Annotated in this window: 20 protein-coding genes; 19 read left to right on the top strand and 1 reads right to left on the bottom strand. The window is 35.6% G+C overall.

Translation table 11 applies throughout. The annotated features are described in order from the left end of the window. The first annotated feature begins 309 nt into the window (after positions 1-309). The 11 genes from HMPREF2660_RS08035 (at position 310) to HMPREF2660_RS07985 (ending at position 13,193) form a co-directional block, all read left to right on the top strand. Positions 310-618, top strand: coding sequence for a helix-turn-helix domain-containing protein (locus HMPREF2660_RS08035; protein ID WP_070486561.1), 309 nt, complete (start codon positions 310-312; stop codon positions 616-618). A 3-nt stretch (positions 619-621) separates the two neighbouring features. After that, positions 622-1,971, top strand: coding sequence for a DNA cytosine methyltransferase (locus HMPREF2660_RS08030; RefSeq protein ID WP_083299101.1), 1,350 nt, complete (start codon positions 622-624; stop codon positions 1,969-1,971). 2 nt (positions 1,972-1,973) lie between these two features. Then, complete coding sequence (locus HMPREF2660_RS08025; RefSeq protein WP_070486614.1) at positions 1,974-3,038, top strand: hypothetical protein; 1,065 nt, start codon at positions 1,974-1,976, stop codon at positions 3,036-3,038. Positions 3,039-3,392: 354 nt separating this feature from the next. Beyond that, a complete protein-coding gene (locus tag HMPREF2660_RS08020) occupies positions 3,393-3,938 on the top strand; it encodes a hypothetical protein (protein ID WP_141743572.1) in 546 nt (181 codons plus the stop codon). A 343-nt stretch (positions 3,939-4,281) separates the two neighbouring features. Next, complete coding sequence (locus HMPREF2660_RS10885; protein WP_141743571.1) at positions 4,282-4,653, top strand: hypothetical protein; 372 nt, start codon at positions 4,282-4,284, stop codon at positions 4,651-4,653. An 89-nt stretch (positions 4,654-4,742) separates the two neighbouring features. After that, the gene (locus HMPREF2660_RS08010) at positions 4,743-5,591 is read left to right on the top strand and encodes a DUF3347 domain-containing protein (RefSeq protein WP_070486555.1); all 849 of its coding nucleotides are present in this window, start codon (positions 4,743-4,745) and stop codon (positions 5,589-5,591) included. Positions 5,592-5,649: 58 nt separating this feature from the next. Further along, positions 5,650-7,794 carry a heavy metal translocating P-type ATPase gene (locus HMPREF2660_RS08005; RefSeq protein ID WP_070486553.1) on the top strand — a complete coding sequence of 715 codons (2,145 nt, stop codon included), beginning with the start codon at positions 5,650-5,652 and terminating at the stop codon, positions 7,792-7,794. 10 nt (positions 7,795-7,804) lie between these two features. Beyond that, the gene (locus tag HMPREF2660_RS08000) at positions 7,805-10,051 is read left to right on the top strand and encodes a multicopper oxidase family protein (RefSeq protein ID WP_070486551.1); all 2,247 of its coding nucleotides are present in this window, start codon (positions 7,805-7,807) and stop codon (positions 10,049-10,051) included. 344 nt (positions 10,052-10,395) lie between these two features. Continuing rightward, positions 10,396-10,938, top strand: coding sequence for a DUF1697 domain-containing protein (locus HMPREF2660_RS07995; protein ID WP_070486612.1), 543 nt, complete (start codon positions 10,396-10,398; stop codon positions 10,936-10,938). Between the two features lies 1 nt (position 10,939). Next, positions 10,940-11,251 carry a putative quinol monooxygenase gene (locus HMPREF2660_RS07990; RefSeq protein WP_070486550.1) on the top strand — a complete coding sequence of 104 codons (312 nt, stop codon included), beginning with the start codon at positions 10,940-10,942 and terminating at the stop codon, positions 11,249-11,251. 904 nt (positions 11,252-12,155) lie between these two features. Beyond that, positions 12,156-13,193, top strand: a complete 1,038-nt coding sequence (locus HMPREF2660_RS07985; protein ID WP_070486610.1) for an OmpA family protein — start codon at positions 12,156-12,158, stop codon at positions 13,191-13,193. A gap of 101 nt (positions 13,194-13,294) precedes the next feature. Here HMPREF2660_RS07985 and HMPREF2660_RS10985 read toward each other — a convergent pair whose 3' ends face one another. Next, positions 13,295-13,447: a hypothetical protein gene (locus HMPREF2660_RS10985; protein ID WP_168160799.1), complete on the bottom strand. Its 153-nt coding sequence runs from the start codon at positions 13,445-13,447 to the stop codon at positions 13,295-13,297. Positions 13,448-14,043: 596 nt separating this feature from the next. On the opposite strand from HMPREF2660_RS10985, the gene HMPREF2660_RS11070 reads away from it, so the two are divergent. The 8 genes from HMPREF2660_RS11070 to HMPREF2660_RS11065 form a co-directional block, all read left to right on the top strand. Continuing rightward, positions 14,044-14,397: a zinc ribbon domain-containing protein gene (locus HMPREF2660_RS11070; protein WP_083299099.1), complete on the top strand. Its 354-nt coding sequence runs from the start codon at positions 14,044-14,046 to the stop codon at positions 14,395-14,397. Between the two features lie 283 nt (positions 14,398-14,680). Further along, positions 14,681-16,969, top strand: coding sequence for a DEAD/DEAH box helicase family protein (locus tag HMPREF2660_RS07965; protein ID WP_070486544.1), 2,289 nt, complete (start codon positions 14,681-14,683; stop codon positions 16,967-16,969). A gap of 164 nt (positions 16,970-17,133) precedes the next feature. Then, on the top strand, positions 17,134-18,819 hold the full coding sequence (locus HMPREF2660_RS07960) for a type I restriction-modification system subunit M (RefSeq protein WP_070486542.1): 1,686 nt from the start codon (positions 17,134-17,136) through the stop codon (positions 18,817-18,819). Further along, complete coding sequence (locus tag HMPREF2660_RS07955) at positions 18,816-19,694, top strand: ORF6N domain-containing protein (protein WP_070486540.1); 879 nt, start codon at positions 18,816-18,818, stop codon at positions 19,692-19,694. The genes HMPREF2660_RS07960 and HMPREF2660_RS07955 overlap by 4 nt, the downstream gene beginning before the upstream one ends. Further along, positions 19,691-20,863 carry a restriction endonuclease subunit S gene (locus HMPREF2660_RS07950; RefSeq protein WP_083299098.1) on the top strand — a complete coding sequence of 391 codons (1,173 nt, stop codon included), beginning with the start codon at positions 19,691-19,693 and terminating at the stop codon, positions 20,861-20,863. The genes HMPREF2660_RS07955 and HMPREF2660_RS07950 overlap by 4 nt, the downstream gene beginning before the upstream one ends. A gap of 69 nt (positions 20,864-20,932) precedes the next feature. After that, positions 20,933-22,405 carry a DUF262 domain-containing protein gene (locus HMPREF2660_RS07945; protein WP_070486536.1) on the top strand — a complete coding sequence of 491 codons (1,473 nt, stop codon included), beginning with the start codon at positions 20,933-20,935 and terminating at the stop codon, positions 22,403-22,405. Further along, a complete protein-coding gene (locus HMPREF2660_RS07940) occupies positions 22,395-24,416 on the top strand; it encodes a DUF262 domain-containing protein (protein WP_070486534.1) in 2,022 nt (673 codons plus the stop codon). The genes HMPREF2660_RS07945 and HMPREF2660_RS07940 overlap by 11 nt, the downstream gene beginning before the upstream one ends. Positions 24,417-24,429: 13 nt before the next feature. After that, a partial coding sequence (locus HMPREF2660_RS11065; RefSeq protein WP_221403265.1) for a type I restriction endonuclease occupies positions 24,430-25,829 on the top strand: 1,400 nt, incomplete at its 3' end.

The following is a 25,829-nucleotide window of genomic DNA, read 5'->3' as shown; positions in this document are numbered from 1 at the left end:
GGTTTTGCAAAAGAGCGGGTTAAGTGCAAACTTCAACATTTGTGCTTAAAAAATGGTTTTGCTACGTCTGTGCTAAATTGAAAGTTTAGTCTTTCTAATCCGCTCCTTCGCAAAGCCGCAAAACGTTATACGACACCCCTGAACGCAACCGCATATTCAAGCACATTCGGTTTTCCAACCGCACAAACCTAACGCTTAAAAACCAAAAGAGTTTGAATTATCCCTACTCACGATAAAGCCAAACAGAAATTTGTAAATTTCAATATGATAGTTTATATTTGACAAATAATGTCAAGTTAAAATATTCATATGGAAACAGTCGGGCAAATTATAAGAGCAAAACGAGAAAATTTAGGATTGTTGCTTCGTCAAGTAGCATCGTATCTTGACATTGATCAAGCAATATTGAGTAAAATTGAGCGTAACGAACGTAAACCAACTAAAGAAAATATTATAAAACTAGCAGAAATCCTCGAACTTGACAAAGAAGACTTGTTGGTTCAATTTATGAGTGAAAAAATTGCTTATGAAATTGCTAACGAAGATTGTGCAAGTAAAGTTTTGAAAGCTGCCGAACAAAAAGTAAAATATCTAAAGTCTAACCTTGTAAAAAACTAAACTATGCGAACAGAAACAATGGAAGCTGAAAACAGCGTAGTAAAGGAACCTCAGTTAGACATTTTGTATTATCCGAAATTATCAAAAGAAACAAAAAAAGAAACTTTAAATGTACTTTCTCTTTTTTCGGGTTGTGGTGGTATGGACTTAGGTTTTGAAGGTGGATTTTCAGTATTAGAACAATCTATAAACGAAAATATAACACCGCACTTTATAGATAAGAAATTAAAAAATGGTTTCGTACAACTTAGAAAAACAAAATTTAAAACTGTTTTTGGTAATGATATTTTAATTGATGCCAGAAATGCTTGGGTCAACTATTTTTCTAAGAGAGGACATAACGCAGAAGATTTTTATAAAGAAAGTATTGTTGATTTAGTAAAAATGTATCGTAATGGCGTGAATGTTTTTCCCGAAAATGTAGATGTTGTTACTGGTGGTTTTCCTTGTCAAGATTTTAGTGTTGCTGGGAAAAGAAAAGGTTTTAATTCTCATAAAAATCATAAAGGCGAAATTATCGAAAATGAAACAGCGTCTGTAGAGACTCGTGGACAACTTTATATGTGGATGAAAGAAGTAATAGAGATTACACAACCAAAAATCTTTATTGCTGAAAATGTGAAGGGTTTAGTAAATCTTGGTGATGTAAAGTCAATTATTCAAAATGACTTTTCATCAGCCAACGGTAACGGTTATATCGTACTTGACCCACAAGTTCTACATTCAGCAGATTTTGGAGTTCCACAATCAAGAGAAAGAGTTATTTTTATAGGTATCAAAAAATCAGCTTTAAAGAAATCAGTTTTAGCTGAATTAGAAAAAGAGTCGATTCCTGAAAAGTACAATCCTTACCCAAAACCTACACATTCTTACACAGTCGAAGGCGATGATTTAAAGCATTTTGTACAACTTAAAGATGTTTTTAAACATTTAGAAGAACCCGAAAATTCAGAGGATTTATCCCAAAGATTTTACTCAAAAGCAAAATTTATGGGTAAACATTGTCAAGGGCAAACTGAAATAAAATTGAATAGTATTTCGCCTACAATTCGTTCCGAACATCACGGGAATATTGAGTTTAGACGACTTTCAAAAGAAAATGGAGGTCTAATTAAAAGTGAACTTAAAAAAGGTTTAAAAGAAAGAAGGTTAACAGTAAGAGAATGTGCTTTAATACAGACTTTTCCCCCCGACTATGATTTCGTAATTGAAAATAAAAACGGGAGAAAAGGTTCGTTTTTGGTTAGTCCATCACAAGCATATAAAATAATTGGTAACGCAGTTCCACCACTTTTGGCTTACAATTTAGCTAAGAGAATTGAAGAAGTTTGGGACTTATATTTCAAAAAATAAAGATGATAATTTCAGTTAATTCAGACCCAAACAGAAGCGAATTTGATAATTTGCTCAGTTCAACAATCAACGAGTTAAATGTTCACGCCCAAAAATCATCAAAGAAAGTAGCAACCCTATTGGGTAGAAACCTTGAGCCTTATGTAAAAGATGTAATGACCGATTTGGCAGTTGGAACACCATTTGAAAATTCTATTGAGCTTATCGGTGGACAAAAATTCCCTGATATTGTTGCTAATAAATATTATGGCATAGAAGTAAAAACTACCACTCAAAATCATTGGAAAACTACAGGAAATAGTGTTTTAGAAAGTACAAGAGTTGATAATGTGGAGCGAATTTTTATGTTATTCGCAAAATTGGCAAGTCCAATCGAATTTCGTTGTCGTCCTTATGAAGAAGTTTTGTCAGAAGTGGTAGTAACTCACTCACCACGTTATCTAATAGATATGAATTTAGAGCAAGGAAAAACTATTTTCGACAAAATAAAAATGCCTTACGACACACTACGCAAAAAAGATAATCCTATAAGACCAATTATTGATTATTACAAAAGTAAGTTGAAACCAGGTGAGGAACTTTGGTGGATGGATGCAGATAATACAAGCAAAGCAAGTAATATCGTTATCAGAATTTGGAACAACCTTTCTTTGAGAGAAAAACAGGAATTAAAAAATCGAGCAATGGTTTACTTTCCTGAACTCTTTGGAAACAGTAGCGACAAATTCGGAAGATTAGCCATTTGGTTGGTAACTCGTGAAGCCGTTGTTTGTCCGAACGTTCGAGATTTGTTTACAGCAGGCGGAAAAAGTGATTATGTGATTGGTAAGAAAGTGTATCAAAAAGTACCAAGAATATTTTTGAACTTGTTTGACAATGTGCCATACATCATTGAAACGATTATGCAAACATCAGCTTTTGAACTTTCGGAATATTGGGAAACCAAAACTACAGACAAAACCAAGTTGTTTGATTGGATAAATTTAGTATCCGAACACGGAAAGAAAATACAGGATGCAAAACATTTAAACATTAAAGAAATATTGACAGATTTAGCACTAAAATAGCCAACGCTTTTGGTAGCACATTTGCATTTTGCGAATCGCACAAAGGCAAACAAAAAATGCAAAAGAGCTACCAATCCAACCTTAACAAGAACCATATAAACGGGGCGATCGCATAACAGCGGTTTTGCAAAATGGCGGGTTAAGTGGTTAATTCAAGGTTTGTGCATTTAATCCGCAAAACCATTTTTTATTTGCTTTTAAAATGTAATTTAGCAAATAGAAATTGGCTTTTGCTACGTTCCGTCTAAATCGAAATTTTCCGCTTCGATTTTCCGCCACTTCGCAAAGCCGCAAAACGTTATGCGTCAACTTAGGACAACAAGCCAGAAGAAATTAACAAGACAAAAAATGACTATGAAAAAAATAATTCCACAGACAATAATTTTAGTGACAGCGCTTCTTATTTCTTCTTGTGGTTCAAATAATGAAAAGGCTAATCAGCCGACAACACCAACAATTGAAAACAATCAAGAACAGACCACACCCACACAGACACAAGAGCCTGATGAAAACACTTCGACAACATTAAAACTATCACTGGATAACTTTAAAGGAATTCCAGACGAGGTTGACGGATGTGCTTGTTATTTTTCTGAGAATGAACAGAAGTTTAAAAATAATGAATACATATTTGCCGCTGGTTTTGACAGTATTGGTTTTGTTTCTGTCGACAACAAACTGATAAAACTTAAACTTATTTCAACTGGACGAGAACCAAACACATTTGGAGATAATGACCATATAGACATTTACAACTCGGAACTCTACAAAGTTAAGTTGGACATAAAATATAAAAACTCAAACGGAGACGAAACTTGGTGGAATGAAGGGACTGTAACAATTGAAAGCAAAGACGGACAAAAATTGACTAAAAAATTTGTAGGCGAATGTGGATGCTAGACAAAAAAGAAAGCCGAACGCATAACAGGCGTTTGGCAAAATGGCGGGTTTACGGCTAAGTTGAAAGTTTCTGCATATTTAGCCGCCGAATGTGTTCCACATTCAGCTTTTTTTTAATAATTTAGCTTCTGTGGAAACACATCGGCTACGTTACTGCTAAATTGAACTTTTCGTCCAATTTATCCGCCACTTCGCCAATGCGTTTGCCGTTATGCCTCATTGTAAAAACCAGACCGCACATTGGCACATTTGGTTTTCCACAACACACAAGCCAACCCTTCACAAAAAAAAGAGCCATTTTTTGCCACCGAAAATTTTTTATACCTTTGCAGATAGATAATAAATGACAAAACAGATTTACATATTACTCATAGCATTGCTTGGTTTATTTTTGACACCAACGCTGACCTATGCTTGTAGTAAATCTCACACACAAACTGAAAAATCTTGTTGCGACAAAAAAACTTCACAGACAGACAAAAATGACTGTTGCAAAAATAAAAGTTCGCATAACCAAAAAGACAATGACGATTGTGGAGGCAAATGCGTACATTCATCTTGCCATTGCCCTACAGTTAGTTTTAGTTTTATTCCTTCTACACCTGAACTCAAATACAACTTATTAGTTGTTGCTCAAAAACAATTCTTTCTTTATTCAGACCCATACATTTCTTCGGGTTATCACTCCATTTGGCAACCGCCTAAAATAAGCTAATTTCTTACCTTGACAGCCATAGGTATGTCTAATTGAAAGCAAATATTTGCTTTCAATATCAAATATTTTCAAAAATTAAAACTTTAAAAATGAAATCATTAAAATATATAATGACTGCATTGGTAATGTTGTCATTCGGAATGAGCAACGCTCAAATTAAAAACGCCAAAACCGAAACCGTAAAAATTTACGGAAACTGCGGAATGTGTGAAACCACCATAGAAAATGCAGGAAATGTAAAGAAAGTAGCCCAAGTGGATTGGAACAAAGACACAAAAATGGCTACCATTACCTACGATGCAAAAAAGACCAATCAGGACGAAATTCTGAAACGTATCGCTTTAGTAGGCTATGACAGCGATAAATTTCTTGCACCCGATGATGTGTATGCAAAACTGCCTGAATGTTGCCTGTATGAACGGGTGAACAAACCTGTTGCAAAAGCAGAACCGAAAACGGAAACACACGACCATTCAAGTCATACGGCATCTACAGAAATGCAGGAAGTAAACCAACTGAAATCTGTTTTTAACAACTATTTTTCGGTAAAAGATGCACTGGTAAAATCTGACGGAAACACCACTTCCACTAAAGCAAAAGACTTGCTAACCGCTCTTGTCGCTGTGCAAATGAATAAACTATCAAACGAGGAACATACGGTTTGGATGAAAGTAATGAAAGACCTTGCCTTTGATGCAGGACACATTGCTGAAACCAAAGATGTGGCACATCAGCGAGACCATTTTATGAGCCTTTCAAAAAATATGTACGAACTGATAAAAGTTTCAAATCAGGAAACACCTGTTTATTATCAGCATTGCCCAATGGCAAACAAAGGCAAGGGAGCAAATTGGTTGAGCAAAGAAAATGCGATTAAAAACCCTTATTACGGTTCACTAATGCTAACTTGTGGTAGTATAGTTGAAACTATAAAATAACCAACAAAGCAATGAAGTGGTAAAATCCATCTTCATTGCTTTTCAAAACTAAAATAGTATGAAAAAATATACTTGTCCGATGCACCCGCAGGTGATGAAGGACGAACCGGGGAAATGTCCGCTTTGCGGAATGGATTTAGTTCCTATAGGTGGCAGTAAAAAAGAAACACACAGCCATCACGAACACCAACATCACGACCACAAAGAACATTCGCATCATAGTGAAAACCATAATCATCATTCCGATAGTGGTTACGACAAACACGAAGGACATCATACCCACGATTTCCTCAAACGTTTTTGGGTAAGTTTGATCATTACCGTTCCCATTTTGCTCTTATCGGAAATGATACAGGAATGGTTTGGTTTCACGGTTGCTTTTCCTGGAGATAAATATGTGCTATTGGCGCTGGGAACTTTTATTTACATCTATGGGGGAATGCCATTTCTGAAAGGAATGGTAGGCGAAATTAAAGCCAAAGCTATTGGGATGATGACATTGGTGGCAATCGCTATTTCAGTCGCTTACATCTATTCGGTTGCCGTTGTTTTGGGACTTCAGGGTATGGATTTCTTCTGGGAGTTGGCAACCCTTATCGTGATTATGCTTTTGGGACATTGGCTGGAAATGCGTTCTACTATGGCAGCTTCAAAAGCATTGCAGTCATTGGTGGCACTTTTACCAAACGATGTTACGGTGGAGCGAAATGGTGAAACCATAAAAATAAAACTCGAAGACCTAAAAAACGGTGAAACCATTATCATCAAACCCGGTGAAAAAATTCCTGCCGATGGAACAATTGTCGATGGAGTTTCTTATGTAAACGAAAGTATGCTTACAGGCGAAAGTGTTCCGGTGAAGAAGGAAAAAGACGGAAAAGTAATTGCAGGTTCTATCAATGGTGAAGGTGCTTTGCGGGTTACGGCAACGGGAGTAGGTAAAGACAGTTACCTCAATAAGGTTATCAATTTAGTTCAGGATGCACAGGCAGCAAAATCCAATACGCAAAACCTTGCCGATAAAGTAGCCAAATGGCTCACCTTTCTTGCTATTGCAGTAGGCGTAATCACTTTTATTTATTGGTTCAGCAGTAGCGGAGATATTGCGTTTGCATTGGAAAGAATGGTTACGGTAATGGTTACGGCTTGTCCCCACGCTTTGGGTGTGGCTATTCCGTTGGTGGTTGCCATTTCTACAACGCTTTCGGCTACCAATGGTTTGCTCATTCGCAATCGTACCGCATTTGAAACTACTCGAAAACTATCCACGATTATTTTCGACAAAACAGGAACATTGACTAAAGGGTCTCACGCAGTAGAAAAAGTGATCCCACTTACTGATAAATATTCTGCTGAGGAAATGATACAATATGCAGCAGCCGTTCAGCAATATTCCGAACACCACATTGCAAAAGGTATTTTGAAAACGCTGGCAGAAAGAAACCTTGAACTATGGAAGTCGGAGAATTTCAGCTATATGGCAGGCATAGGTGTAAAAGCAGTAGTAAACGGAAAGGAAGTAGTAGCGGCAGGACCTAATTATATCAAACAAAATAATCTTACAGAACCTGAAACGCCCAAAGAAATCAATCAAAACATTGAAACAGTCAACTATGTTTTTATTGATAATGAAGTTATCGGTATTATCACGTTGGCAGACAGCATTCGTGAGGGTTCGCAAGAAGCCATTGATGAGTTAAGAAAAATGAACATCAAATCCATTTTGCTTACAGGCGACAATGAAAAAATTGCAAAAGCGGTTTCTAAACAATTGGGAATGGACGATTATATCGCCAACGTACTGCCTCACGAAAAGCAAGAAAAAGTCAAGCAATATCAAGCCAAAGGTGAAGTGGTTGCGATGACTGGCGATGGTGTAAATGATGCACCCGCACTAGCACAAGCAGATGTAGGTATTGCAGTTGGTTCAGGTACGGATGTAGCAGCCGAAACAGCCGATATTATTCTGGTGAACAGCGACCCAAGAGATGTGGTAAAGATGATTGACTTCGGAAAACGGACATATAAAAAAATGGTTCAAAACCTGCTTTGGGCAGTTGGTTACAATGTAATAGCCATACCACTGGCAGCAGGCGTGCTTTATCCGAGTTTCGTTTTAAGCCCTGCAATGGGTGCGGTTTTGATGAGCGTAAGTACAATTGTGGTTGCCATAAATGCAAGCCTTTTAAAAATTAATAAATGAAAATTCTGAAATGGATATACAAAATATTTTCTCAAAAAAACTGTTGCCGATAACATTGATGCTCTTGGCAACAACTTCTCTTTTCGCACAAAAAGTAGTGCGATACGATTTATATGTAAAAGACACATTGGTAAACTATGCCGGAAAAGAAAAAAGAGCCGTTGCAGTAAACGGTCAAATTCCGATGCCAACGCTCACTTTTACAGAGGGCGATACTGCTGAAATTGTGGTGCACAATCAGCTAAAAGAAAGTACATCACTACATTGGCACGGGGTATATTTGCCCAACCAGGAAGATGGCGTTCCGCTTCTAACACAAATGCCGATAGAACCAAACACCACACACGTGTACCGATTCCCGGTGATACAAAACGGAACCCACTGGTACCACAGCCACAGCGGATACCAAGAACAAATTGGAATGTATGGATCACTCATTTTCAATAAAAAAGAAAATGATGTCTCTTTCAGAAAAGGCATAGATGATCTGCCTACCATTCCGGTAATTATCAGCGAATGGACGGATTATAAACCTGAAAACATCCAAAGAATGTTAAGCAATGCCAGCGATTGGTTTGCTATAAAAAAGGATGCTACACAAAGTTATGACGAAGCCATTCGTGAAGGACATTTCAAGACCAAACTCACTAATGAGTGGAAACGGATGCTGGCAATGGATGTGAGCGATGTTTATTATGATAAATTCCTCATAAACGGAGTGCCCGAAAGCCAACTATCACAGTTCAAAGCAGGAGACAAAGTGAGGTTAAAAATATCTAATGCAGGTGCCTCGACTTACTTTTGGCTCACCTATGCGGGTGGTAAAATTACAGTTGTAGCAAATGACGGAAACGATGTAGAGCCTGTAGAAGTAGATCGGCTCATTGTAGCTGTCTCAGAAACCTACGACATTGTCGTCACCATTCCTGAAGAAGGTGTTTCTTATGAACTCTTGGCAACTGCCGAAGACCGTTCGGGTTCTGCTTCGCTCTATGTAGGTTCAGGAGTAAAACAACTCACTACCCCGTTGCCAAAGCTCAAGTACTTTGAAGGAATGAAAATGATGAATGATATGATGAAGATGAACGGCGATATGCACGATATGGGAATGGAAATGAGCCTGCAACAAATGGATATGAATACCGTGATGTACCCTGAAGTTTCTGGGCAAAACGATCATCATCACGGACACTCTAACGCAGAAAATCATCAGCAACACGAAAACCATACGGCCAACACTACTGAACTAGTAACACTCAATTATGGTATGCTGAAAGCGACAGAAAAGACTACACTTGCAAAAGATTTACCAGTTCGTGAAATGCGCTTTGAACTCACTGGAAATATGAACAGATATGTGTGGAGTATGGACAATAAAGTGTTTTCTGAAACGGATAAGATATTGGTAAAAAAGGGTGAAATCCTCCGTATCACTTTATACAACAACTCGATGATGCGACATCCGATGCACTTACACGGATTTGATTTCCGCGTGTTGAATGAACACGGCGACTATTCCCCTCTGAAAAATGTCTTAGACATAATGCCGATGGAAACCAACGTGATAGAGTTTGCAGCCAATACCGAAGGTGATTGGTTTTTTCATTGTCACATTCTTTATCATATGATGGCAGGTATGAATCGGGTTTTTAGTGTAGGAGAATTACACAACCCACTACTTCCTAACAAAGAAAAAGCATACAGAATGCTTAAAAGAGAAAGTAATATGCCGTATGTATTATTAGAAAATGACTTCGCCACCAATGGAAACGACGGTATGTTCAGAGTGCAAAATGCACGTTGGAATCTTACCTCGGAGTGGCGTTTGGGATATTCTGCACAAAAAGGTTATGAAGTAGAAACGCATTTAGGCAGATACGTAGATAAAATGCAGTGGTTTATGCCTTTTGTAGGTTTCGATTGGCGTTACCGTAAAATGGGAATGGACGAACACGAAATTAATCTTTTCGGACAAAAGAATGACAAAGACCAACGTGCCGCTATCAGTTTGGGTTTTGTATATACATTGCCAATGCTCGTTAACTTTCAGGCAGAGATCTATCATGATGGAATTGTCAGATTATCTTTGATGCGTGAAGACATTCCGATTTCTAAAAGGGTTCGAGCAGGCTTTATGGTCAATACCAACAAGGAATATATGGGAGAACTAAAATACATCATCAACAAAAATATGGGTATTCGTACTCATTACGATAGCGATATGGGATTTGGAGTTGGACTATCATTGAATTATTAAATCCCGCACAAAAGCCATACACTTTGCCAAGTCGCACCAGCCAACACGCAAACCAAAACTTGGCAAAGAGTATGGCTTTCCCACCGCTGACAGACGGACGAAGAACAACGAAGGCATAACAGCGGTTTTGCAAAATGCGGGCTAATATTCAACATCTAAACATTGTGAATATCTACACGCAAAACACTTTCTTTTCACAATTTCATTATATTAGCAAAAAGGAAAGTGTTTTGCTTTGCTCGGGACTAAACCATAATTTTGGAACTATTCACACCCGCAATTCGCAAACACCCAAAACGTTAGTGGCAAGCATAACCGAACCCCAAAAACAAGCGAAAGAACGAATGACAACATACATTTCAATTTTAAGAGGCATAAACGTAAGCGGACAGAAATTAATTAAAATGGACGCTTTGAAAAATATGTATGAAAACCTAAACTTTGAAAACATACAAACATATGTCCAAAGTGGAAACGTCATTTTCTCATCAAAGGAAAACGACCCAAAAAAAATTGAAAAAAAGATTGCGTCAGGAATTGAAACTGAATTTGGGTTTGAAGTCCCTGTAATTGTTTTTAACGCAAAAACGTTAGAAACAATTATAGACAACAATCCGTTCTCAAAAGACAAACTGAAAGAGAGTTCCTTTTTGTACGTAACTTTTTTGGCTGAAAACCCCAAACAATTTGACTTAGAAAGTATTCTATCAAAGAAACAACCAAATGAAGAAATTGAATTTACAAATAATGCCATTTATCTTTATTGCCCAAATGGATATCGGAAAACTAAACTCAATAACAACTTTTTAGAAACAAAACTAAAAGTAAAAGCGACAACACGAAATTGGAAAACAACTAACGAAATTTTAAAATTATCAACAAAATAGTATGAAAAATAAATATTTACTTCACGGAAAACTAACGGCAAAAGAAGGTCATAGAGATGAACTTGCTGAAATTTTAATACAAGCATCAAAACTTGTATCAACTGCGAAAGGTTGTAAAATATACGCCATCGGCAAAGACGAAAATGACACTAATTCTATTTATGTAACTGAAATTTGGGACAGTAAAGAAGAACACGATAACTCACTAAAAATTGAAGGGGTAAAAGAACTTATAATGAAAGCAATGCCAATTTTGGACGGACAACCTACAAAAGGACAAGAACTCGAAATATTGGGAGGTGCAGGAATATAATAAATGCCTGCCACTAACAAGGATAACCGTTGCACAACTCAAACCTCAACAAAATAAAATCATATATGACCTCGTTTAAGCCTTTTTAAACGAGGTTTATTTTTGGAGTATATTCAAATAATTAAAAATAAAGTGGTTGAAAAAAGCAAATCTTCAAGCCCAATATGACCTGCTTTTAGAGTGCCATACTTTACCTTTGGTAAGGCACAGATTTGGGCAAGTAATTTGGACTTTTTAGGTGTAAATTTCAGGTATTTCTTTAAGTTATAGCAAAGAGCGGCTAAGAGAACAGTTTGTTCGTTTGCGCTAAGCCACGGCTATTGATGCGTTTCATGTTGTGATGATTGATCAGCGTTCCTAAAAACGGGTTCTACCGTTGCACTTGGTCTCTTGACCATCTGTTTAAATTACTGTTTATTCTTGGTAATTTTCTCGTGCATCCGATCGTATAAGTGTTTGTGAATGCTTTCTTCGATTTTTTTGAACTTTGTTACTTGCCTTGCATAATAACAAGTTAAGAAATTTTGTGTTATTCTAGTTGTGCAACAGGCACAAGGGTTTTGCAAAAGAGCGGGTTTACGGCTAAGTTGAAAGTTTCTCCTTTTTTAGTCGCAACAACCATTTATATTTATGAATGTATTTGCTTATTTTATTTTTTAAGGAATTCATGTTTTTCAATTCCTTTTTTCATAAATTTAGAAAATAATAAAAGGTTGTTGCTTAGCTTAGTGCAAAATTGAAAGTTTTGGTTTTCTAATCCGTCACTTCGCCCAGCTCTAAAACGTTGGTGGCAATACACCCAACCTACCCTAAGAGTAAACAAACGACAGATTTAATCATTAATTAACACACATTTAAAAAATTTATTTTTATTTTACGGTGTTGACAAATAACACGAATGAAAATGAAAAAAATAGCCCTTGCTTCCATAACTGCTCTACTTTTGCTAAATGCCTGTAAGCAAAAAGAAAACAAAGAAACCACCCAAACTCAGCAAACAGAATCAACACCCAGTAAACCAACAACAGCCGACAACACTTTAAAATCAGCAACTTTCGATATCAATAAAATCAAAATAACAGATGATATTGAAGGAAGTTTTCCTTATTTTAAATTACCCGAAGGATATACCTTTACTGACCCCAACAGTTACTACGGCTCAGGTAAAATCAAAGATTTTGATAAGGAATTTTTATACAACCACGGCATTTACTTTCCGATAGAGGGTAAATCATTTAAGGCGAACATTAGAGTTGATGAAAAATTCAAGGACAAAGTATTTTCAAAATTAGAGTTACAAAAAAGTTTTGATGATTTAATCACAAAACTGGGTGGCGTAAAAATTAACAATGGAGAACCACTTAAAAGTGGCGAAGAAGAGCGTTTACTAACCGTGGCTCCGAATGCTTTATCAGACGGTTATTTATTCTCATGCAGCAATTTTAGAGATGTGCATACCTATGTAATCCGAACAAATGAAAAATCTGTATTTATTCAATATACTTTAAGTACTGAACAAGCAAATTTAACTGTTATAGAACCCCAAGACTTTGAAAATAAGATGGACATTATTCCTGCTACTGAAATTCAAAAACAGTTAGACGAAAAAGGAAAAGCAATTCTTTATATCAATTTCGACACAGACAAATCAACCCTAAAAGATGATGGAATAAAAGCGGTAGCAGAAATTGCAAAAGTACTTGAAGCCGAAAAAAATCTAAAACTTTCCATAGAAGGACATACCGACAACACAGGTGAAGCCAAACACAACAAAACTTTATCCTACGACCGTGCAAATACAGTACTCAAATATTTGGTATCATTGAAAATTGATGGTAACAGGCTAAAATCTGTTGGTTATGGTGCGGACAAACCTTTGGTCGCAAACGACACAGAAGAAAACAAAGCGAAAAATAGAAGAGTAGAACTTGTGAAAATGTAGTACTGCCACCAATAACTAAGCTTTAGCTTCGCTCTGTTCGGGCAAAGCCCTCGGGTCGTCTTGTCCGCAGGACACAAGATGAATTGAAAATCACTGAACACCTAATTAAATAATAAACAACTGAAGTAAAGCCCGTTGAACGGAAGCTCTGGTGGTTTTTCAAGAGCATTATCGGCAAAACCGTTAACTTCGCCCGAGGCACGATTCACGAATTTGTTGGTCCTTAAATCCTCTGGAGATTTTTTTTTAGCCATTTTATGTGTTTTTTTGTTTAATTTAATTTTTATTTCTCTAAATATCAAAGAATTAATTTTCAAAAACTCTCAATCGAATACTTCCTCTGGAATATTTAGTAAATCATTCATGTTGATTCTCATCTTCCAGTTACCATTATTTATTATAGCTTTTGACTGGTTTAGATTTATTAACTTGTCTTTTACTTATGCTTTAATTATTCTTGTTAACTATAATGATAAACAGATTGATTTCTCTAAAAACTTAAATTATCTACACAACAAAATAAATTCTTTTTTTGATATTTTCTTAAAACCAAATAAAGACGTAGTTATTTTTATCGCTCTGTTCACAATCATTCCACATTATAAATTAGGAAACACATTGTACCAGTTTTCCAATACAACGCTAATAATTACTAATCCTATCACCAAAATTATAAACTATACTATTGGTTTCTTATAACAGACATTGATGCGCAAGATGGATGAAAATCTAATCCTGCAGAAAATATATTTTAGAACGACGCATTTTGGCGTGTTTGTGATATAATTTCGGAGGATAACAAGTAAAGTTGTTACTTGATTAGTGTAAACAAATAAATTAACAACCAAAAATGGAAACTGAAAATCAGAAAATTTGTCCTTATTGTGCAGAACTAATAAACGCAGATGCTATAAAATGTAAACACTGCGGAGAATTTTTAGACAATAATTTGAGAGAGTCACGCAAAGCAACAACGCAAGTAGTAATGCCAGAACAACCAATCAGGAAATGGAATCCCGGAGTTGCTGCATTGTTAAGTTTGTTAATTCCCGGAGCAGGACAGATGTATAAAGGCAAAATAGGATCAGGGATACTGTGGTTATTATTGGTCCTTATCGGTTATTCTATTTTTATTGTTCCTGGTATTATCCTACACCTAATATGTATTTTCTCGGCATCTTCTGGTAATCCATATAAAGACTAAAGAAAAAACAATACACAGAAGCTAGCACGGGGTTTTGCATGAGGCAAGGAATTGTCTAGAAAATATTACTAACGAAATCAAAGAAGATATTGAGAAAAACCGCTACAATTATACAACAAGAATATACCAAACTTTTTGTCTATAATAGGGATGAAAAAAGACGAGATTTCACCAAACTCACACAATCTATCAATCTTAAATTACTTTTTGTATCGGAAAATCTCAAATAACAAAACTTTAAGAATTTACAAAAAAACCAATAATAACTTTTAAGAAAACTTCTATGAGCCAACAAATAGAAATAAATGGAACTGCAGAAGTAAAATTTGCAGGAAAAATTAACATTTCAAAATCTGAAAGCGGAATCACTCCTTACAAACACCAGGAAGATGCTTTTTACAATTTGCAAAAACAAATAATAATGAGCGATAAAAATCCGTTTGCAGGTCTTTTAGTTCTACCAACTGGAGGAGGGAAAACCCTAACTGCATCATGGTGGATTGCAAAAAATTTTCTTGATAAAAACAAGAAAGTATTTTGGGTTGCACACAGACACGAACTTCTGGAACAAGCAAAAGAGACTTTTACAAAAACTTTGGCATATTCCGATATTTTTAAAGAAAAGGATAATTTTAATTATAGAATTATTTCTGGAATTCACGATAAACCAATTAATATCAGAAAATCAGATGATATTATCTTTGCAAGCAAGGATAGTTTAAATATAGGTTTTGATTATTTAATTAAAAATTGGATACAGGGAAATGCAGACGAAGTTTTTTTGGTTATTGATGAAGCACACCACGCAACAGCAAAAACATATAGAAAATTAATTGATAATATAAAGCAAAATGTAAAAAAGTTCAGACTTTTAGGATTGACAGCGACTCCAACGAGAACTGTAGAAAATGAGAAAGGACTTTTACGAAAAGTTTTTCCTGATGATATTATTTTCAAAATTGATTTGAAAACGCTTATTAGATTAGGAATTTTATCCGAACCAATTTTTGAAGAAGTTGAAACAGGACAAAATTTCATAGAAGACTTGACTGATCAACAAGTTGAACTTTTAAACACTTTTGATATTAACAGCATCGGAGAGCAAATCGCTGAAACCATTGCAAAGAATCGAGAAAGAAATTATACAATTGTTGATAAATATGTTACAAACAAAGAAAAATATAAGCAGACTTTAGTTTTCGCTTTAAATGTGGATAATGCAATTGCTCTCAATAAGTTATTTCAAGAAAAAGGTGTAAAATCTGATTATGTAATTTCAAATGTGAAAGATGCCATAACAGGAGTAACAAGTAATTTCACGAAAGAAAATAAAGAGAAAATTGAAAAATTCAGACAAGGAAAATTAGAAGTCTTGATAAATGTAAATATTTTAACAGAAGGAACTGACGTACCCAATGTCCAATCTGTATTTTTAACAAGACCTACTATTTCTACAATCCTAATGACCCAAATGATTGGTCGTGGTTTGCGAGGTCTAAAAGCAGGTGGAACAAAAGAAGCATATATTGTTAGTTTTGTAGATGATTGGCAAGACAAAATAGCGTGGATAAATCCCGAAAAACTATATATAGAAGAAAACGTAGACTTCAATGACCAAGACAAAGAGACTAATAAATCGCTTCTTCGTTTAGTGTCTATAAGTAAAATTGAAGAGTTTGCAGTTTTGACGAATAGTATTATTGACCCCGAAACTAAAAACGAACTTGAAAAATTGGATTTTATTCAAAGAATCCCAAAAGGAATTTACCAGTTCAGATATTTAGTGAAATCAGAGGGAGAAGAAATTGAAAAAAATTGTGAAATTTTAGTTTATGACAATATTGAGCAATCTTACCAAAATTTTATTGAAACACTTCCCTATTTTGTGAAAGACAATAAATTGGAAGAAAGAGAAAGTCTAGACGAAAAAGAATTGATTTTGTATTCAAAACAAATAGAAGATGAATTCTTTTCAGGTGTTGAAAAATATCCTGCATATAGCATAGAAGACATAAAAAATCTTTTACAATATTATATTGTCCAAGATGAAGTTCCACAATATTTAGAATTAAAAGATAGAGATAATTACGATATCGACAGAATTGCGCACGAAATCTATGAAAAAGGATTAGGTGGGAAATTAAAAACTGATTTCTTAACAAAAATTTGGAAGGATAACGAAATTGAGTGGCAAACATTTTTCAACTTCGACCAACGTGTATTTCTGAACGAAATAAATATTGCAGAAAACAGACTTTCTTTTCCCGAACTTTATAAAAGAAATAAACAACTTCCTACAGAAGAACACGAAATAAGGGAATTTGAAAGAATGAGTTTATATGAAATTAAGAATGCAAATCCTGCTTACGGAAAATGGCTAAGTGACCAAGTTTATGATAAATATAAAGACGAAGACGGATTTTACTTCAACGCAGAAAGTGGATATAAAAGCAAAAACCGTTTATCGTTCCAAGTTGACCACATTGTTCCAATGCACAACGGAGGTTTGACTAAATTAGACAATTTGCAACTTTTAACGAGAGAAGAAAATATGATAAAAGGAATCAAATAAAAAAAACTTCTGCCAACAACCGCTTTATCAACAAAGCGGGGTAAATGATAAGTTGAAGTTTTGTGTATATTAAGTCGCCAAAAGCTAATTTTATTTACTTTTATTATTAACTGCAGGTTGTATATTTAACAATTAATTTATTTTACAAAAATTCATTAGAAATAATGGCAAAAAAGAAAAAAGAAGAAGCTCCAGAACCGATAGAGAAAACCTTGTGGAAAGCAGCCGACAAGTTGCGTAAAAACATTAATGCTGCTGAGTACAAAGATGTGGTGCTTGGATTAATTTTCTTAAAATACATATCCATAGCATTTGAGAAGTTACACGCAGAATTAACAGCGCAAATCGATCAAGGTGCAGATCCAGAAGATAGAGAAGAATATACCGCAGAAAACGTATTTTTCGTACCACCTTCAGCGCGTTGGTCGTTTTTGCAAAGCTCTGCAAAGCAACCTACCATTGGTAAAACTGTAGATGATGCCATGGATGCCATCGAAGCAGAAAACCCACAACTGAAAGGAATTCTACCGAAAGTATATGCCAAACAAAATCTGGATCCTACCAGTTTGGGAGATTTGATCGACTTGATCGGGAACATCAATTTTGGCGATACGCAGGAGCGTTCTGCCGATGTGTTAGGACACGTATTTGAACATTTCTTAGGGCAGTTTGCCTTAGCTGAAGGGCAAAAAGGCGGACAGTTCTACACGCCACGTTCGGTTGTAGAATTGTTGGTAGAAATGCTGGAGCCTTACAAAGGTCGTGTTTTTGACCCGTGTTGTGGTTCGGGGGGGATGTTTGTGCAGTCCGAAAAATTCGTAACCGAACGTCAAGGTCGTATTGATGATATCTCGATTTTCGGACAAGAGTCCAACCAAACCACTTGGCGATTGGCAAAAATGAACTTAGCCATCCGTGGAATTGATTCTACGGGTGTAAAATGGAATTCCGAAGGTTCGTTTCTCAATGATGCACACAAAGATTTAAAAGTCGATTATATCATTGCCAATCCTCCGTTCAACGTGAGCGATTGGTCGGGTGATTTATTGCGTAACGATGCGCGTTGGCAGTATGGCGTACCGCCGGTAGGCAATGCCAACTTTGCCTGGTTGCAACATTTTATTCATCACTTGGCACCAACAGGGCAAGCAGGTGTGGTATTGGCAAAAGGAGCCTTAACGTCTAAAACATCGGGCGAAGGCGAAATCCGTAAAAATTTGATTGAAGCTGGCTTAATCGATTGTATCGTCAACTTACCAGCGAAGTTATTCCTGAATACGCAAATTCCTGCGGCTTTGTGGTTTATGCGCCGTAAGGACCACCCCGGCTTGCAGCCACCCCTCCAAGGGAGGGGAATGGACCACCCCGCCCAAGAGGATACTACTCCGAAGGAGACGCGTTTTAGGGATACCCGAAACGAAATCTTGTTTATCGATGCACGTAATTTAGGGCATCTCATCAACCGCAGAAACCGTGAGTTGAGCAAAGAAGATATTGATTTAATTGCTTCTACCTACCACAATTGGCGAAATGCAAACCCTACCACAGAGGAGTTGGACAAAGACCAAGGTAAAAAATTTTCCTCCTCTGGAGGGGTGGTCGAAGACCGGGGTGGTTACAAAGACATCCCAGGCTTCTGCGCTTCCGTAACATTAGACAAAGTGCGAGAATTGGATTATGTATTGACGCCTGGGCGTTATGTAGGTTTACCAGACGAAGAAGACGATTTCAACTTTGTAGAGCGTTTTACTTCGTTGAAAACCACTTTGGAAGAACAACTAGCCAGAGAAGCGGAACTGAATACGATTATTGCGGAGAACTTGTCTAAAATTGAACTGCCAAAAGAATGAGTAAAGATTTAACCCTTTCCCAACAACATATAGAAAACCGAATTTTTACAATTCGGGGGAAACAAGTTATGTTCGACAGAGATCTGGCAGAAATGTATCAGGTGGAAGTAAAAAGGTTAAATGAGCAAGTAAAACGCAACATTGACCGGTTTCCTGAAACATTTCGCTTTCAACTGAATAGTCAAGAAAAATATGAACTGGTCGCAAATTGCGACCGGTTCGAATCGTTAAAACATTCCGCTGTAAACCCGTATGCATTTACAGAACAAGGGGTCGCTATGTTATCAGCCGTTTTACGAAGTGATATCGCTGTAAAAGTCAGCATCCAAATTATGAATGCTTTTGTAGAATTAAGGAAATTAGTTGGCCAAGAAACACTCCAGCATTTACGTCTTTCAAGTATTGAAAACAAATTGATCGAGCATGATCAAAAATTTAACAAGCTCTTTTCCGCATTAGAGAATAGTGAACTCCCACAGCGCGGGGTGTATTTTGATGGACAGGTTTATGATGCCTATCAGTTTGTAAGCGATGTAATAAAAAACGCTAAATCATCCATTATTTTAATAGACAATTATATAGACGATAGTGTACTAACCTTGTTTAGCAAACGCAAAAAAAACGTAACAGCTACGATATATACAGCAAGTATAAGTAAACAGCTTCGGTTAGATTTAGAAAAACACAATGCACAATATCCTGAGGTAAAAGCAGAATTGTTTAAACTAAGCCACGACCGCTTTTTAATCATTGATGAAAAGGAACTGTACCACATTGGTGCTTCACTCAAAGATTTAGGAAAAAAGTGGTTTGCATTTTCTCGAATGGATAGCTTGTGTAAGGATGTATTGGGTAAAATTAAAAAAGGAGAATGATGGAGAATAATTGGAAAGAATATAGATTTTCTGATTTTGTAAAAATTAATCCATCTGTTACATTAAAAGCAAATGAAGAATATTCATTTGTTGAAATGAAAGATTTGGAAGATGGTAACAAATATTGTTTTCCAAAAATTAAGAAAATCAAGGGTGGAGGTGCAAAGTTTCAAAATGGTGATACCTTATTTGCAAGAATTACACCTTGTTTAGAAAATGGAAAAATTTGCCAAGTTAAAGGTTTGGAAAATAACTTAGGATTTGGTTCGACTGAATTTTATGTATTTAGAGGGAAAGAAAATATATCTGATACAGAATTTGTTTATTATTTATCTAGATGGAATGATGTTAGAGATCACGCAGAGATAAATTTAGATGGTACTTCTGGGAGACAGCGTGTACCGAAAGCATCCTTTGATGATTTACAATTATTAATGCCCCCACTTCCTGAGCAAAAAGCCATTGCATCAGTATTGTCGAGTTTGGATGATAAAATCGACTTATTACACCTACAAAACCAAACCTTAGAGGCTTTGGCAGAGACGTTATTTAGGCAGTGGTTTGTGGAGGAAGCAAAGGAAGATTGGGAGGAAAAAACATTATTTGATATCATTGATTTAATTGGTGGAGGTACTCCTAAAACATCAGTTAATGAGTACTGGGATGGAAATATTGGATGGCTTTCCGCTGGAGATATAACACAAAGTCATAAAGGTTTTGTTGTAAATACAGAAAAATGTATATCTGAATTGGGATTAAAGAATAGTTCTGCTAAATTATTACCTAAGTACTCTACGATAATTTCTGCTAGAGGAACGGTTGGAAAATATTGTATTTTATCAAAACCTATGGCATATAGTCAATCAAATTATGGGGTATTACCAAAATTTAAAGATTGTTATTTCTTTACATATTTATTGATAGCAAATGCAGTAAATGAATTACAAGCTTCAGCATATGGGAGTGTCTTTGATACAATCACTTCGATTACGTTTAAATCCATAAATGTTTCTATACCAGAAGAGAATGAAATACTAATTTTCGAGAAAAATATTTCGATATATTTCAAAAAAATGTTATCGAATAAATTACAAATCCAAACCCTAACTCAAATTCGCGATACCTTATTGCCTAAGTTAATGAGTGGCGAGGTGAGGGTGAAGCTATAAAATAAATTTAGGAGCTGTGTGAAAATGCGGCTCCTTAAAGCGATTAACCAAAGAATAACCAAATAAAACATGAGTACAGCACTTCAATTAGCCATCACAACTATTGGAGATTTACTTTTAGATTCTACCATCAGCAAAAATCCAGAAGGTAAACCTTTGAGTTCAATCAATTTGGTGATACCACCTTATCAGCGACCATATAAATGGACCACAAAAAATGTGGTACAGTTATTAGATGATATTATAGAAGCCAAAAATCAGAATAAAGAAATTTACCGTGTAGGAACTTTGATTTTACATTACGATACAGCAAAAGGCGCATATAATATTGTTGATGGGCAGCAACGAATAATAACTTTTTCGCTCTTATTACTAGCATTAAATGAGAACGAAGCGAAAAATTTAGCTTTCCTGAATCAGTGCCTAACGGATGAAATGCACAATGCTAGAAACATTCCTAATAATTACAGAACCTTAGAAAGGCGAATCCATACGATTGCTGATAGCAGAGAACGTAATGAACTCTATGATTACATCAAAAATAATTGCGAGCTTATTGTTGTCATCACAGAAGATATTTCAGAAGCTTTCCAGTTCTTTGATTCTCAAAATGCACGTGGAAAAAAATTGTACCCACACGATTTGTTAAAAGCGTATCATTTACGAGAAATGAATCATCTTGATACCACCCAAACCGAAAAGGTGGTTAAGTCTTGGGAAGATTTAGACCAAAAAAAATTAGCGCTTTTATTTAGCGATTACTTATACCGAGTAAAAGAATGGATTAAAGGGAATAGAGCAGAAGAATTGAATGAACATAACATTCAAAAGTTTAAGGGGATTAACCGTTCGGGTAATTATCCGTATGCTCAATTTTTCAAAGGAGCTTTTGCTTATGCCGATATGGTAAACCAATCCGCTATGCCTTTTGTTTCAGGGATGACTAACCTTGTTCCGTTTCAGATAGATACCCCTATTATTGCAGGAAAATCGTTTTTTGATTATGCCAAACATTATTTTGAAATCCTAAAAGATATACAGAATAACAGCAAATACGAAGGCTACTTTATCAACGATAACGATATTGTAAAAACACTAGATCTACGACATTACAAAAATGGTGTCGGAAATGGGATTACACGTTTATTATTCGATACTGCTGTATTATTGTATGTAGATCGTTTTTGTCCTACGGGTTTACCATCTAAGTCGGATAAAGAGATGCTAGAAAAACAATTTGTAATGTATGCTTTTATTTGGGCATATTCATTAAGAGCGCAATATTATAATTTAGGGTGGCAATCGGCTCAAAATTACATATTAGGTAACGACTTAAAGAATTCATTTAATATTTATAAATTAATCTCTGAGGCAGATTCCCCTGTAGCCTTACTAAGTGCTCTTTCTGATAAACTAAGCCCCCTTCATGATAATAATATCAAAGCAAATATTAATGATATAGATTATGAGGTAAATGGAGTGTATCAGAACTACCTGTATTATTTCAAAATAAATAAATTCATTGAATCATATGGCAACTAATAATTTACCTTTAAAAGAACAATCGATACACGAAATTTATAATGGTAATTTGGTAACTTATGAAGTGCCTATTTATCAACGAAATTACGCTTGGGAAGACGATGAAATCACAGCACTGATTCAAGATGTTTATGATGCCTACTGTAAAGATAAAAATTCAACTATAAAAGGAACTTACTTTATTGGTACGTTGGTATCCTATCACAAAGGAGATCAAGTATACGAAGTGATAGACGGTCAACAGCGATTAACTACGATTAACTTAGTACTTGCAGCACTTGGTATTGAACGAAAAAATAAATTAACCTACAGAGCTCGGAAAAAGTCGAACGAAACGATAAAAAGTGTTCCCGAATTTAATATTGATGAAAAAGATAATGGCATAATCAACGGATTTAGATTTGCTCAAAATGCACTTAAAAAAATTGTTTCTAAAGAAGAATTAGAAAGTTATAAAAAGTACTTTCAAGAAAACGTTCATATCATACATTACAATGTGCCTAGAGATATTGACTTGAATCATTATTTTGAGATCATGAACTCTAGAGGAGAACAGTTAGAAAAGCATGAAATTATAAAAGCTCGACTTGTTGAACAACTTAACGAACAAGATAAAGTTACTTTTAGCCAATTGTGGGAAAATTGTAGTATGATGCATGTTTACATTCAACAGAAATACAGACAGGAGGCTATATTTGGAAGAAATCATCACGAATTCGTTATTTCAGGATTTGATGAATTACCAAAAGTTGAAATGGGTTCAGGTAAAAAATCTATTCTTGATTTTTTAAATGGAATTGTTGCTGATCAGAATTCTAATAACAACGATACACCAGATAGCTTTCAGCCTATTATTGACTTTTCAAATTTATTATTAATCGTTCTTAAAATTACGAGAATAGAGGATTCAAATTTTAATCCAATTCAGTTTTCACTAGACGATAAAGAACTAATTAAAGAATTTGATAATTTAAAAGCTGGAGGTATTCATATCGATGAAGCTTTTGTCAAGAAGTTTGGTTTTAATTTATTAAAAGCTAGATATTTTCTGGATAATTATATCGTTCACCATTCTAATGAAAATGATACAATAGAAAGTAATCCTTGGAAATTACAGTTTTGGCAAAAAGAAGGGAAGAACGAGTATTTAAAAAATTTGGATGGTGAAACTGCTATTCAGCACAAATTAGTACAGTTGCTTTCTATGTTTGAAGTATCGTTTACAGCAAGACAGAGAAAGAATTATCTATTTTATTGTTTATTACATTTGTTTAACGAAGGAACAGATCTTAAAGGGTATTATAATTTCGTTAAAAATCTAGCTGATAAATACTTCAAAGATGTATACTTAGATGCAACCAAATTAAACGCTATTAATGTGCCTAATCCGGGTAGTTTTGATAGTACAATTTTAGTAGATAATAAACTTGATGTTGTTTCTAATAATACAAATTGGAATTTTTCAGAAATATATGGTAATGGTACAATTGGTTCTAGCGGAATTCCATTATTCGTGTTTAATTACTTAGATTACAAGTTGTGGCAAAAGTATTTTGATGAGTTACGAGGTGAAAAAACAATAGAAAGTAGCCCTGAAAGAAAGGCGTTTTTCGATAATTTAGGGTGTAGCGATTTTGGCTTAAAACTATTTGAACAGTTTTATTTTTCAAGAACACGTAGAAGTTTAGAGCATTTCTTCCCACAAGCGAAAGCCGATGGCCAAGATGGTAAACCATCACAAGACGAAATCAATTGTTTAGGAAATTACGCTATGATTGGAAGTGAAATGAATAGCTCTGGAAATAATTGGGATCCTAATGCAAAATTGAGTCATTACCTAGATTCAGGAAAAATTAGACAAATTAGTATAGCTTCAATTAAGTTTATGATTATGATGCAAAAAACGAAAGATAATTTGTTGGAAAATAATCGTAAACATGGTTTAGAATGGAATTTTGAGGACATTAAAGAGCATCAACGTAAAATGGAATCAATTTTAAGTGTGAATTAAAAATAATCAACCAATGACCGAAAACGAAATCGAACAACTGAGCATAGACCTTTTAAAACAGCAAGGTTTTACTTACTTAAACGGAACTGATATTGCACCTGATAGCAGTACGTCCGAGCGTCAAACTTTTGAAGAAGTCATTTTAAAACAACGTTTAGAAAATGCGGTTCGTCGTATCAACCCAACCATTCCTCCGGACGCGCAACAGGATGCTGTAAAGCAAATTTTGCGTATTGCTTCGCCCGATGTGTTATCCAATAACGAAACTTTTCACCGCTTATTAACCGAAGGTATTCCGGTAACCAAACGTGTGAGCGGACAGGAACGTGGAGATCGTGTATTTTTAATAGATTTTGAAAATCCATTACACAATGAATTTTTAGCAGTCAATCAATTCACAATCGTAGAAAATGGTGTAAACAAACGCCCTGATTTAATAGTTTTCGTAAATGGTTTACCATTAGTTGTGATAGAATTAAAGAACGCTACCGATGATAAAACCACCATTCAGTCAGCCTTCCGCCAAATAGAAACCTATAAAGCAATGATACCTTCATTGTTTACTTTCAATGCTTTTTCGGTTATATCTGATGGATTGGAAGCAAAAGCGGGAACAATTTCGGCAGGGTTGAGCCGCTTTATGGCTTGGAAAACAACAGATGGTATTTCCGAAGCATCTAAACAAATCAGCCAATTAGAAACATTGATTAAAGGAATGTTACAGCCAACCGTATTGTTGGATTTGGTCAGACATTTTGTGGTTTTCGAGAAGTTCAAAAAAGAAGACGCCGATGGAATTGTTACTGTACAAACAGTAAAGAAACTAGCAGCGTATCACCAATATTATGCAGTAAATCGTGCGGTAGAATCTACGATGCGTGCTGCTGGATACTCCAAAAAATTCCCCTCCCTTGGAGGGGTGGCTGAAAGCCGGGGTGGTCAATTCCCCTCCGGTGGAGGGGTGCCAGCCGAAGGCGGGCGGGGTGGTAGAAACAGCAGCAATTACTTCTCATTACCCTACAATCCAGCTTTAAAAGAAAGAGCTAAAGAATTACGACAAGCGGGAAATTTATCCGAAGTATTATTTTGGAACCAGGTAAAAAATAAGCAGTTCAAAGGCTTAGATTTTGACAGACAAAAAATCATTGGAAACTACATCGTAGATTTTTATTGCAGCAATTGTCAGGTGGTTATCGAGATAGACGGCGCTACTCATGATGATAAGGTGGAGTATGATGCAAATAGAGATGCATTTCTAGAGAGATTGGGTCTAACCGTTATTCATATACCTGTCAATGACATCATGTTCAAATTGGGTGAGGTAATGGAAATGCTGGAACAGCATCCTGCATTTGAACCACCCCGCCCTTTGGGCACCCCTCCAGAGGAGGGGAATAGACCACCCCACCCGCC

It is taken from the genome of Weeksella sp. HMSC059D05 (assembly GCF_001809725.1).
GTDB classification, from domain to species: domain Bacteria; phylum Bacteroidota; class Bacteroidia; order Flavobacteriales; family Weeksellaceae; genus Weeksella; species Weeksella virosa.
This window is presented reverse-complemented; position numbering and strand designations above follow the sequence as displayed.

Bases quoted from the DNA above. Each gene is read 5' to 3' on its own strand.
- HMPREF2660_RS08035 (WP_070486561.1), top strand. From the start codon at position 310: ATGGAAACAGTCGGGCAAATTATAAGAGCAAAACGAGAAAATTTAGGA.
- HMPREF2660_RS08030 (WP_083299101.1), top strand. From the start codon at position 622: ATGCGAACAGAAACAATGGAAGCTGAAAACAGCGTAGTAAAGGAACCT.
- HMPREF2660_RS08025 (WP_070486614.1), top strand. From the start codon at position 1,974: ATGATAATTTCAGTTAATTCAGACCCAAACAGAAGCGAATTTGATAAT.
- HMPREF2660_RS08020 (WP_141743572.1), top strand. From the start codon at position 3,393: ATGAAAAAAATAATTCCACAGACAATAATTTTAGTGACAGCGCTTCTT.
- HMPREF2660_RS10885 (WP_141743571.1), top strand. From the start codon at position 4,282: ATGACAAAACAGATTTACATATTACTCATAGCATTGCTTGGTTTATTT.
- HMPREF2660_RS08010 (WP_070486555.1), top strand. From the start codon at position 4,743: ATGAAATCATTAAAATATATAATGACTGCATTGGTAATGTTGTCATTC.
- HMPREF2660_RS08005 (WP_070486553.1), top strand. From the start codon at position 5,650: ATGAAAAAATATACTTGTCCGATGCACCCGCAGGTGATGAAGGACGAA.
- HMPREF2660_RS08000 (WP_070486551.1), top strand. From the start codon at position 7,805: ATGGATATACAAAATATTTTCTCAAAAAAACTGTTGCCGATAACATTG.
- HMPREF2660_RS07995 (WP_070486612.1), top strand. From the start codon at position 10,396: ATGACAACATACATTTCAATTTTAAGAGGCATAAACGTAAGCGGACAG.
- HMPREF2660_RS07990 (WP_070486550.1), top strand. From the start codon at position 10,940: ATGAAAAATAAATATTTACTTCACGGAAAACTAACGGCAAAAGAAGGT.
- HMPREF2660_RS07985 (WP_070486610.1), top strand. From the start codon at position 12,156: ATGAAAAAAATAGCCCTTGCTTCCATAACTGCTCTACTTTTGCTAAAT.
- HMPREF2660_RS10985 (WP_168160799.1), bottom strand. From the start codon at position 13,447: ATGGCTAAAAAAAAATCTCCAGAGGATTTAAGGACCAACAAATTCGTG.
- HMPREF2660_RS11070 (WP_083299099.1), top strand. From the start codon at position 14,044: ATGGAAACTGAAAATCAGAAAATTTGTCCTTATTGTGCAGAACTAATA.
- HMPREF2660_RS07965 (WP_070486544.1), top strand. From the start codon at position 14,681: ATGAGCCAACAAATAGAAATAAATGGAACTGCAGAAGTAAAATTTGCA.
- HMPREF2660_RS07960 (WP_070486542.1), top strand. From the start codon at position 17,134: ATGGCAAAAAAGAAAAAAGAAGAAGCTCCAGAACCGATAGAGAAAACC.
- HMPREF2660_RS07955 (WP_070486540.1), top strand. From the start codon at position 18,816: ATGAGTAAAGATTTAACCCTTTCCCAACAACATATAGAAAACCGAATT.
- HMPREF2660_RS07950 (WP_083299098.1), top strand. From the start codon at position 19,691: ATGATGGAGAATAATTGGAAAGAATATAGATTTTCTGATTTTGTAAAA.
- HMPREF2660_RS07945 (WP_070486536.1), top strand. From the start codon at position 20,933: ATGAGTACAGCACTTCAATTAGCCATCACAACTATTGGAGATTTACTT.
- HMPREF2660_RS07940 (WP_070486534.1), top strand. From the start codon at position 22,395: ATGGCAACTAATAATTTACCTTTAAAAGAACAATCGATACACGAAATT.